The 9,840-nt window shown below is 51.4% G+C and carries 11 protein-coding genes and 1 pseudogene; all 12 read left to right on the forward strand.

The genetic code is table 11. The features are described 5' to 3' along the window. Positions 1 to 3: 3 nt before the first annotated feature. On the forward strand, positions 4 to 441 hold the full coding sequence (locus ACOI7Z_RS25315) for a hypothetical protein (RefSeq protein WP_000013026.1): 438 nt from the start codon (positions 4 to 6) through the stop codon (positions 439 to 441). Positions 442 to 444: 3 nt separating this feature from the next. After that, complete coding sequence (locus ACOI7Z_RS25320; protein WP_420702473.1) at positions 445 to 1,017, forward strand: hypothetical protein; 573 nt, start codon at positions 445 to 447, stop codon at positions 1,015 to 1,017. A gap of 123 nt (positions 1,018 to 1,140) precedes the next feature. Then, entirely contained in the window at positions 1,141 to 3,045 is a 1,905-nt protein-coding gene (locus ACOI7Z_RS25325) for a lytic transglycosylase domain-containing protein (RefSeq protein WP_420702474.1), read from the forward strand. After that, positions 3,045 to 3,755: a hypothetical protein gene (locus ACOI7Z_RS25330; protein WP_021518669.1), complete on the forward strand. Its 711-nt coding sequence runs from the start codon at positions 3,045 to 3,047 to the stop codon at positions 3,753 to 3,755. Before ACOI7Z_RS25325 ends, ACOI7Z_RS25330 begins: the two co-directional genes overlap by 1 nt. Then, entirely contained in the window at positions 3,752 to 4,030 is a 279-nt protein-coding gene (locus ACOI7Z_RS25335; protein ID WP_040087970.1) for a hypothetical protein, read from the forward strand. Before ACOI7Z_RS25330 ends, ACOI7Z_RS25335 begins: the two co-directional genes overlap by 4 nt. Further along, positions 4,027 to 5,064, forward strand: coding sequence for a hypothetical protein (locus tag ACOI7Z_RS25340; RefSeq protein ID WP_110198640.1), 1,038 nt, complete (start codon positions 4,027 to 4,029; stop codon positions 5,062 to 5,064). The genes ACOI7Z_RS25335 and ACOI7Z_RS25340 overlap by 4 nt, the downstream gene beginning before the upstream one ends. Continuing rightward, positions 5,061 to 5,777: a hypothetical protein gene (locus ACOI7Z_RS25345; protein WP_420702475.1), complete on the forward strand. Its 717-nt coding sequence runs from the start codon at positions 5,061 to 5,063 to the stop codon at positions 5,775 to 5,777. Before ACOI7Z_RS25340 ends, ACOI7Z_RS25345 begins: the two co-directional genes overlap by 4 nt. Continuing rightward, entirely contained in the window at positions 5,774 to 6,106 is a 333-nt protein-coding gene (locus ACOI7Z_RS25350) for a hypothetical protein (RefSeq protein ID WP_420702476.1), read from the forward strand. Before ACOI7Z_RS25345 ends, ACOI7Z_RS25350 begins: the two co-directional genes overlap by 4 nt. Further along, positions 6,103 to 7,521, forward strand: a complete 1,419-nt coding sequence (locus tag ACOI7Z_RS25355; protein WP_420702477.1) for a ubiquitin-activating E1 FCCH domain-containing protein — start codon at positions 6,103 to 6,105, stop codon at positions 7,519 to 7,521. The genes ACOI7Z_RS25350 and ACOI7Z_RS25355 overlap by 4 nt, the downstream gene beginning before the upstream one ends. A 1-nt stretch (position 7,522) precedes the next feature. Next, entirely contained in the window at positions 7,523 to 8,227 is a 705-nt protein-coding gene (locus tag ACOI7Z_RS25360; protein WP_004884181.1) for a hypothetical protein, read from the forward strand. Positions 8,228 to 8,285: 58 nt separating this feature from the next. Further along, positions 8,286 to 8,987: a lysozyme inhibitor LprI family protein gene (locus tag ACOI7Z_RS25365; RefSeq protein WP_420702478.1), complete on the forward strand. Its 702-nt coding sequence runs from the start codon at positions 8,286 to 8,288 to the stop codon at positions 8,985 to 8,987. A 95-nt stretch (positions 8,988 to 9,082) separates the two neighbouring features. Then, positions 9,083 to 9,840: pseudogene (locus tag ACOI7Z_RS25370) on the forward strand (GDSL family lipase); the annotation flags it as partial.

Here is a 9,840-nt window from a genome sequence, read left to right on the forward strand (position 1 = left end):
AAAATGGCGAACCCATTAGTACCGCAGGGCTTCCTTAACCGCGTACGCGGGGCTCTTTCCGTCACGGACACACCGGCGCTGAACGTCTCGGCGTCGTACCTGGCAAAGGACGGCATTAGCCTGCGTCCGGACGGCCCGGCGACCGACATCATCCCTACGATGACCGGCACCGTCGGCAGCCAGGCACCGTATCAGCAGGTAACGCTGACTGTGCACCTCCTGAAAACTCAGGGGCTGGGCGAAAGCTACCGGCAGCGCTTTTTAACCGATACGTCGCTGGGTGAAATCGTGGTGACGCCGGATGCAACGACGTTCGGCAATATCACGCTGCTCAACTGCTACCTGGTCAACTTTAACGAGTTGGCTTTCAGCGGGATGGACCCGGCTTTTGTGGTAACCATCAGCGGCTATATGGTCACCAACGACAACATGTGGGTGTGATGCATGAAAATCGACAAGAAACTGAATCTGGTCACCAACATTACCCGAGATGACGGCTCGACCGTATACCTACATGTGACGCCGTTCCCCTATGAGGTGGTGGAAGAGCACTGCATTCTGCTGGGGAACCTGTTCACCAAATTCATCTCGCAGGTTGGTGGTCTTGGCGCCGCCAGAATCGCCGCGATGATGCTGAGGCAGAGCCTGAAAGCGGAAATCGATAACGGCCGGACAGGCCCGAACATCGTTGATGAAATTCAGCGACTGACGGTCGTTATCCATAACGTCGGCGGCCAGTGGAAAACCACGCCTCTTGAGGTGGCATTCAAGCAGGGGATTATCGACCCTGATGAGTATCGCGAGGTCGAAGGCGAAGTGGTTTTTTTTATGGTTTCCTCTGCTATTCAGAAGGCAAACCTGATCGCGCCGACCGTGGGAACGGTGATCAAAATGTACGATGGGCAACTAACCTCATCGAGCGGTACGGCGTTCCGCGATTCGTTGCAGACGTCGAAGCCGGATACCGATACCCCGACCCAGAATGCCCCGCCGGAAACGTCATTTATACCCTCTTAGACTGGGCGTCTAATGAGGGATTCTGGCAGGTGATAAGGGAGATCACCGGCGAGGAGTATGCCAGCCCGGCGCAGTACCGGCAGCGCTACCTCCTCGCCGCGCTCAAAGAAAGAGGTTTCTTCAATGGTAGCTAAGTCGATCGTCGACATTGACGTAAATGACGACAAGTTTGTCGCGTTTATGGAAAGGTTTCGCGAATACCAGAGCGCGCTGGATGATTTACCGGAAGCCTGGCGGGTGGCTGCCGTTGGTATTGGCGAAAGCAGCAAGCAGACCGAAAAAGCCAAAGGTGAGGCGAAGGAGTTAGGCGCGGAGTTTAATGCCGTGGCCGAGGCCATCCTGACCATCAACAGCGGTATCGATCGGCTCAATACCAACCTGGAAGACTCGAAGAAAAAGCAGGACGAATTCAACAAAAGCACCCGATCTGCGAAGGGCTTCCTCAGCGATGCGACGAAAGACGCTAAATCGCTGGCAGGGCATATCAAGGAAGCGACGGCCAGCCTTCTTTCCTGGGGTGGCATTGTCGGGATATTTACCGGCGTCCTGGGCGTTGGCGGCCTGTTTGGCATCAACCGCCTGGCGGCCACCACCGGCGCCCAGCGGTTTACCTCTCTCGGGCTCGGGACGAGCATCGGTGCGCTGGATTCCACCGCCATAAACTACCAGAAAGCGCTGGGTAACCCGGCGGGGACGCTGGGCGCGATCCGCGATTCACAAATGGACCTGTCGAAGCGCTGGACGTTTCAGGCGATGGGGATTAACAATCCCGACCAGGACCCGGCAAAACTGCTCCCGCAGATGATCCGTAATGCGCGCGATATCTTCGTGCAGAACGGCAGCACGCTGCAGGGAGCACAGGCGCACGGCCTGACAAACTTTTTTACGCTGGACGACCTGAACCGCTTCAAAAACATGAGCGATGAGGAGATCACCGCCATGGAGAAGCGCGCGCAGCAGGATGCGCGCATGCTACAAATTACTGACCAGCAGGCTCGCCAGTGGCAGGATTTTAACGTCCAGCTCGACTACAGCAGTCAGAGTATCAGAAACACGTTTGTGCGCGGCCTGGGTCCGCTCACGCCGCAACTGAGCAAGCTGTCTGATGCGCTGTCAGGCGCGATCGATACCGTCCTGAAATCCCCCGAACTCGGCAAGTGGATTGATGCGCTTGCCGGTGGCATTGAGCGATTCGGTAACTACCTGGCTTCGCCGACGTTCAAAAGCGACGTTGAGTCGTTTATGTCGGGCGTTGAGCGGCTGGGGCGCGTCATCATGAAAGTGCTCGGCTGGCTCGATGGCGGATCGTCGGCGATGGACGATATCAAGTCCGGGTCCTCATTCCTGAATAATGACGTCCATACCGATGCCGGTGGTAATCACTTCGTAAAAGGCGGCATCAGTGACCCGAACACGCCAGCAGCGTCAAAATGGCTGACCCGCCATCTGTACAGCTTGACCGGGACGGCCCCTGCTGAGTACGACCAGTATTTTCTGGATGCAGCCAAGAAATACAACGTCGACCCGCGCTGGCTTAAAGCCATCGCCGCGGGGGAATCTTCATGGGACCAGAATGCGCAAGGGCCTGTTACAAGGTCTGGTAAGCGTGCATTAGGCTTGATGCAAATTATGCCTGATAACTTTCAGCCTGGTGAGAAGCCGTTTGACCCGCGGGACAATATCATGGCTGGCGCCCGAGTTTTCTCCTGGGCGATGCAGAGCGCGAATGGTGATCTCGACGAAGCACTGCGTTATTACAACGGCGGAATCCGCCGCGGTAGTGCAGAAAACAGGGCTTATCCCGGCAGAATCAGGGAGAAGTATGCTGCGATGTATGGCGCACCGAAGAACAATGACGCTTCTGGTGTCGATAGTTCAGAGATTGCCAAAAATACCTCGAAAACTAACCAGCTCCTGCAACAGATCGTTGATGGGAAAGGCGGCAGAGGCGGGAGCGGTGACGTTGTTATTTATAACAACACCGGCGGGAATGCCGTGGTAACTTCAGCGCAATTGGGGGCGAGGTAATGGGATTCACACGTGAAATGTATAAGCTGGGTTTTGAAATATCCCCGGTAATACTTTGCGGAGGGATAGCGCAGGCCATTCCTGGAGGAATGCTCCCGATAGTCGCTTTGACGCAGAGCGCGAGCTTTGTCACGGGACTGCTTGGAGGAGCCATAAACCTAACCGATCTGGATAAATATTTCTGCCACTGGCGCCCGGTTCAGGGCGCCACAATGGTTGATTATGAAATTGCCAGATACCCTTTCGCCAACCAGGTAGTAGCTGCGAACGCCTTGCTTGCTCAGCCTTTGCGCGTTTCGTTGGTAATGGAGGCTCCGGTCAATGAAAACACCGGGGCGATGACAAAGCTCGTCACCATGAGTGCTTTGCAGTCTGTCCTTCAGGCGCATTCTAACTTAGGCGGCACGTTTATCGTCGCCACACCATCCGTTATCTATAGCAACTGCATTTTGCGTGTAGTGAGGGACATCACTTCTGGTAACGATCCATTACCACAGCGTTCATGGATATGGGATTTCGAGCAGCCACTGATAACCGATAATGGTGCAGAGCAGGCCGTGAACAATTTTTTAAACAAGATTGGCGCCGGGGATATGGTAACCGACCCATCCTGGACTAATACCGCCAATGCTCTTGGCAACACACCTCTCGGGAGCTCTGTTTCGGAAGCAATCACCGGGCTGTTGGGTAAGTTGGGGGTAGGGCCATGACAACCCAGAATTATCCGTTTACCGGCAATGATCGTCAAAGCATGACATTTACACCGATCCTTGATGGCACCGTTTATAACTGCCAGGTTAAATGGAACATTGCCGGGCTGAGGTGGTATGTCCTCATTACAGATGGCTCTGGGAATACCATTCTTAATACCCCGCTCGTTGGCTCCGTGCTTAACGGTGGAATAAATATTATCTCCGGAGTGTTTAATTCGTCCTCCATGTACTGGCGAGAACAGAATGGACAGATTGAGGTAAACAGTTCATGAGATATTATGATATTGAGATAACCATTCCTGCTGAAGGTGCCTCTCCGGAAAGAACGATAAAATACAGTAGCCATAAGAACGGAGTTTACAACCCCGGCGCCCTGATGATTGAGTTTGATATCCTCAGATTCGGTGAATCGACTCCCCAGGGCGAGACTCACCTGACCATCTGGGGTATTGGCCCAAAAGAAATGCAGCAGGCTCGCCAGAATTTTTTTGGCAAAAAAATTAAAATATTCCTTGGGATGAAAGACGGGCTGCCATTGGCTGGCAAGGTTACCGCACCAAAACTGGTATTGGATGGCGTGATAAATCAGGTCTTTGGTAACTGGCAGGGTATTGAGTTACGACTTGACTTCATAATCGTGGTTGGTCCTGTCCAGAACGTACCAAATAACAAACCCGTCCCCCTTCCTTTAACCTTTGACTGGAAGGAGGGGCAGAAGCTTTCTGTAGCCCTCACGCAGTGTTTTATGAACATCAGAGGGTATACGTTTAATATCAACATAAGCGACCGGCTAATCCTTAACCATTACCGGGGGCTGTTTTGTGATGACATTGTCACCCTGGCCAAGGACCTTAATGCTTTTTCACGTTCCAGAATTCGCGATAGTGGATATTCTGGAGTAGAGATAGCAATAGTAAATGGAAATGAGATCCGGGTATGGGATAACGATTATGATAACCACCCGGATAAGACTTCTGTTTCCAGCGCCGTAGCCAGAAGTAACAGCCCAACCCAAATAGATTTCAAGGATTTGATAGGGCAGCCAACATGGGTGGCATTTAACACAATCAGCATGGCGTGCGTAATGCGCGGTGATATTCAGGTTGGTGATCACATCCTGATGCCTAAAAAAAGCACTCCGTTGATACAGGCCTCTTCGTACTCTCAATATCGAGAAGACTCTGCCTTTACTGGCGACTTTATCGTGAACTCCGTTCGCCTGTTAGGAAATAGCAGGCAACCAACGGCAGAAGCATGGGTAACAATTATTGAGGCTTCTCCTTTCATTAAGGCAGGTAATGCATGAGCATCGACAACAAGCTTAATTTTGCCTCAAGCATGAACAGGTTTACTGAAAGAAAGATTGAAAATGCGCTTCAAAAATCAGGGAAAGTTCTTCCAGCGAGCGTGGTTAAGCAAACAGGGAATATGATCACCGTCTCCTTTGAGCTAAGGGATATCCCATATGTTTTGCCGCAAGTGACTATCCCCTTATTTGGCCCTCAATATATTCGTTACCCTATGCAGCCGGGAGATAAGGGGATTGTTATCCCTGCAGATACTTACATTGGCGGCGTTAGCGGTCAGGGTGGAGGCATTGCAGATATGACACCGCCAGCAAACTTAAGCGCCCTCGTTTTTTTGCCGATCAGTAATACCGAGTGGCAGGACGTCGACGGGCAGGTGGTGACGGTATACGGGCCGGAGGGTGTAACGCTGCGCGACAGCGGCAGCAACACCACATTTCTCCTGAAGCCTGACAGCATCGCTATTTCCACACCTGACAGCTTCACCGTAACCGTTGGCGGGACAGTTTTCTCGCTGACCGGTAGCAAATGGAGCCTTTCAGGAGAGGCAGGGCACCTGCAGGATTCAGTGGCCAGCACCAGCCCGGCAATCATGCACGCCGGGTGGCAGTCGCTTCTGGCCTGGCTTAACAGCCATGAGCATTCAAACGGCAACGATGGAAATGATACCGGGGGGCCGACTTCAACGTTTAACGGGAGTATCACCGAGTGAGAACCTATGGCCGAAACTCTGAGGGGAAGTGGGTCCTGGTGGAAACCGACGAAAATGGGTTTAATGACTCGGTGTATTTGACTACCCTGATCCAGAATCTGAAACTGGCGCCGCAGGAGTCGCCATTTTACGCCAATAACGGAATCCCGGCCGCCTGGTCGGTGATCCAGCAAATCCTGCCGACGTATTACGTAAACCGTATTCAAAAACAGTTCAGCCAGTATTTTTCCTCGCTGCAGATTGCGCTGATCAGCGACGACCCGCCTGTTTATAACATCTCGGCAATCACAAACGCAGGTTCAAAAATAATTACACAGGTGGCCGTATGAGCGATTTACCAGTCAGCTACACGTCATCAGGACCGGTTCCTCTGACGCCGGAAGAGCTAAGAGCACAGCTCGTTTCCCAGGCCATTGCGCTATCTCCGGGGCTCACAACTGATTTGCCTGGCTCTCTGATTGAGGACGTGGCCAGTACCGATGTCGGCGCGCTTATCGTCTGCGATCAGGCGAGGGTTGACCTGATTAACTCAGTGGGGCCGCTAAAGGCTAACCTCGCCATGCTGGAGCTTCTCGCGCAGCAGGCTGGTATCCCTGGGCAGAAAACGGCTGGCACGACAACGGTACCGATTCAGTTTTCCGGCCCGGCGGGATTTGTTATCCCACAGGGGTTTATTGTTTCTGATGGGACCTACACCTATTCAGTCAGTGATGCGACGATTATCTCGTCGTCAGGAGTTTCTGCCAGCGTATCATGCGAGGGAACGGAGACCGGGAACTGGGCGGTGCCGGTAAATACGGTTAACCAGATCATATCCAGTCTACCGTCTGACGTCACCATCACCTGCACCAACCCGATCGCCGGCACTCCGGGTGCTGACCCGGAAACGAACTATCAGTTTCGTGATCGCGTATGGCAGGCGCAGATGGCCACGGTTCAGGGATATCCTGGATTCATCCGGCAATACCTCACCAGTCTTGATAATGTGCAGGCACGCCTGGTTTCTGTCATTCAGGACGGGGATAAGTGGATAGTCATGTGCGCTGGCGGTGATATTTACGATATTGCTGGCGCGCTCTATAAGTCTGCGGGGGATATCAGCCGGCTGAAAGGGTGTTCACTGAACGTAACGGGGATCACGAATGCAAATCCTGGTGTCGTCAGCACAGACCTGACTCATGGTTACACTGACGGCCAGGTTATCCGGATCACTGGCGTTACCGGGATGACAGGCATTAATGACGTTCCTCTGACCGTGACGGTACTGTCCCCTCACACTTTTACCATCGGGATTGACACCACTTCATCCGGGACCTGGGGAGGCGGCGGCGAGGTGACACCGAACGTCAGGAACAATACCGTGACGGTGAATGACTGGCCTGATAACTACGTGATCCCGTTCGTGACGCCATTGCTGCAGCGGGTCACTGTGACGTATCAGTGGGGAACAGAAAGTGTTAACTACCTGACAGATGCCACGGTCGCCTCTTTGGTCTCGGCGCCTACGATTCAGTATGTGAACGGCATATTCGCCGGGAAACCGCTGAACGTTAATAACCTGAAAGACGCATTTTTGCAGGCGATTAACTCGACAATCGACATGGGGCTGATCAGCACTTTAAATGTCGTGGTCACCATCAATGGTGTGATTACGCCACCGGATGCCGGGACGAATATCATCAGCGGCGATAAGTTCAGTTATTTTTATATCGCGTCGGATGGCGTGATCGTAACAGGGGCGTAGCATGCTGGACGATATCATCCGGTCGTATATGTATACGCAATACAACGACGATGACAATCTGCGGGCGTTTTTTACTGCGTATAACTCGATGGCGCAGGGCATTTATGACTGGATGGTTAATGCCAACCTGCCGATTTTCATCGGTGACTACAATACCGGTGACCAGCTCCGGTGGATTGCCCATGGCATTTATGGCGTGTTGCCGCCGGTGATTTCCAGCAGCGATCAGCAGGAGATAGGCCCATATAACACCTTCGAATTTAACCAACTGGCATTCAATGAGTACCGGGTGATTGACCAGTCGAACCAGGTTGTTGTCTCTGATGACCTTTTTAAGCGAATCATGACCTGGAATTTTTACAAAGGTGATGGCTTCTATTTCTCTATCCCATGGATAAAGCGGCGTATTCTGCGGTTCCTGTTGGGAGTGAATGGCACCGATATCCTCAATGACCAGCGGTGGAGTATCTCGATCCAGTTTGTAGATGGCGGGATCGTGATATCCATCTATAAGGGGCGTCGCAGGTTCACGCGGAGCGCTATCTACAACGCATCGGCCTATAACTCCAGGAAGTACAACCAGAAGGATACGGCCTTTGTGATCACCGAGGATTTCGAATTCGCCATTTTCTTCAAGCAGGCCATGGATAGCGGCCTGCTGCACATGCCGTTCTATCAGTCCATTTCGGTGGAAATTATTGATTGAAGCACAGTTCCTGTGGTGTAGAATTTATCGCATCCACCACAGCATGGTTATCATTAAAATGAAAAAATTGGCCCTTCTCGGATTATTGTCAGTTTCACTATGCACGGGTACTTCCCTTGCAGCTTCATTTGATTGCTCTAAAGCAAAAAGCTTTGCTGAGAAAACAATATGTGAGAACCCTAAGCTTTCAAAGGATGATGATGACTTAAAATATTTATATGCAAACGCTAAGGCATACACCAAAGACCGGAAGGCGTTTTCTGAGATAACTAAAGCTCTTTTGGATTCAAGAGAGCGTTGCAGTGATCTCAAATGTGTTGATGAATGGTATGATACTGCGTTCGCAATTTACGGTGCCATAAAGGAAACTGGCATACCAGAAACCAATGGCGTAAATGATATATTAAAGAATGAAGGTGCAACAGAACCTTCAGAAATTAAAGAAAAACCCACTGAGATTACAACGCCATCAGCCAAGAAGCCGAAGGAAAGCAAAAAAGATTTTAGCTTGTACGATTCAAAGGACAGAGCCGCGCCAGTTGAACATAACGCAATATTATACAAAGACACTCCAGAGGCATTCGAATTTATAGATACACTTGTTGGGTTTGTCAGACAAAGCTCTTACAAATGTGACTCTGTTAGCTCTTTCATACCCTTGGTTTCATCGAATGGCTTTACGCTCGCATGTAATAAATTCAGCTACAAATATGAAATTAAAAATAACGGCGGAAATGTCTCTGTTTCTGTAGATAATTAGCTCAAAGCCCACGCAAGTGGGATTTCATAAATAACGCATTGATAACATCAAACCCGCTTCGGCGGGTTTTTTTATGCCTATATCCCGGAGGAGACATGGCACTAACCCTTTTGGCTACAAACAACGCAGAAAGCACGCTGGCTTCTGCTATCAGCGCAACCGACACGTCGCTGATCGTTAGCGCTGGAACTGGTGCCGAGTTCCCTGATGCTGTGGCAGGTGAGAGCTACTTTAAGCTCACTCTCACCGATGCCGCCACTGGCTCACAGGTTGAGATCGTGAACGTGACAGCCAAGGCTGGGGACATCTTCACGATTGAACGTGCGCAGGAAGGAACGCTGGCGCGTGCATGGGCGGCCAACGATATGGTTGCCAACATGATGACTGCTGACACGCTGAATGTGATCGCTGATTTTGCAAAACAGGCATCTGACTCAGCGGAAGAAGCACAGGGGTATGCACTTAGCGCGTCAGAGTTTGGCGACAATAAATCAACCTTTGCTGATACGACCGCCGGCCTTGCAGCGACGACAAGTGGGCAATATTTCCGCGTTCCCCAGGGAACAGGCAATGTCCTTGCGTTCCGTTATTACAAAAATAACGCAGGCGTAGCGCAGGAAGTAGCTGAATATCCAGGGCAGGGGGCGATCAGCAATAGTATCAGGGAATATGCAACCATAACGTTGGCGCAAAGCGATGTTGCTGCTGGAAATATTTTAAATGGATCATATTGCTGGGTTAGAAACTCTTCAAACTCTACTCTTGCTGAAGAGTATGTAAATAACTCAGGAGTTCTACAGTCTACCGGCAGAATAATGCCATCCATGGACAGCATCATTTCTGCTTTGGGTGT

The organism is Klebsiella sp. C283, from assembly GCF_048822555.1.
Taxonomy (GTDB): domain Bacteria; phylum Pseudomonadota; class Gammaproteobacteria; order Enterobacterales; family Enterobacteriaceae; genus Klebsiella; species Klebsiella quasipneumoniae.

Coding starts and splice junctions, on each gene's coding strand:
- ACOI7Z_RS25360 (WP_004884181.1), top strand. CDS start 7,523: ATGCTGGACGATATCATCCGGTCGTATATGTATACGCAATACAACGAC.
- ACOI7Z_RS25315 (WP_000013026.1), top strand. CDS start 4: ATGGCGAACCCATTAGTACCGCAGGGCTTCCTTAACCGCGTACGCGGG.
- ACOI7Z_RS25340 (WP_110198640.1), top strand. CDS start 4,027: ATGAGATATTATGATATTGAGATAACCATTCCTGCTGAAGGTGCCTCT.
- ACOI7Z_RS25365 (WP_420702478.1), top strand. CDS start 8,286: ATGAAAAAATTGGCCCTTCTCGGATTATTGTCAGTTTCACTATGCACG.
- ACOI7Z_RS25325 (WP_420702474.1), top strand. CDS start 1,141: ATGGTAGCTAAGTCGATCGTCGACATTGACGTAAATGACGACAAGTTT.
- ACOI7Z_RS25355 (WP_420702477.1), top strand. CDS start 6,103: ATGAGCGATTTACCAGTCAGCTACACGTCATCAGGACCGGTTCCTCTG.
- ACOI7Z_RS25320 (WP_420702473.1), top strand. CDS start 445: ATGAAAATCGACAAGAAACTGAATCTGGTCACCAACATTACCCGAGAT.
- ACOI7Z_RS25335 (WP_040087970.1), top strand. CDS start 3,752: ATGACAACCCAGAATTATCCGTTTACCGGCAATGATCGTCAAAGCATG.
- ACOI7Z_RS25345 (WP_420702475.1), top strand. CDS start 5,061: ATGAGCATCGACAACAAGCTTAATTTTGCCTCAAGCATGAACAGGTTT.
- ACOI7Z_RS25330 (WP_021518669.1), top strand. CDS start 3,045: ATGGGATTCACACGTGAAATGTATAAGCTGGGTTTTGAAATATCCCCG.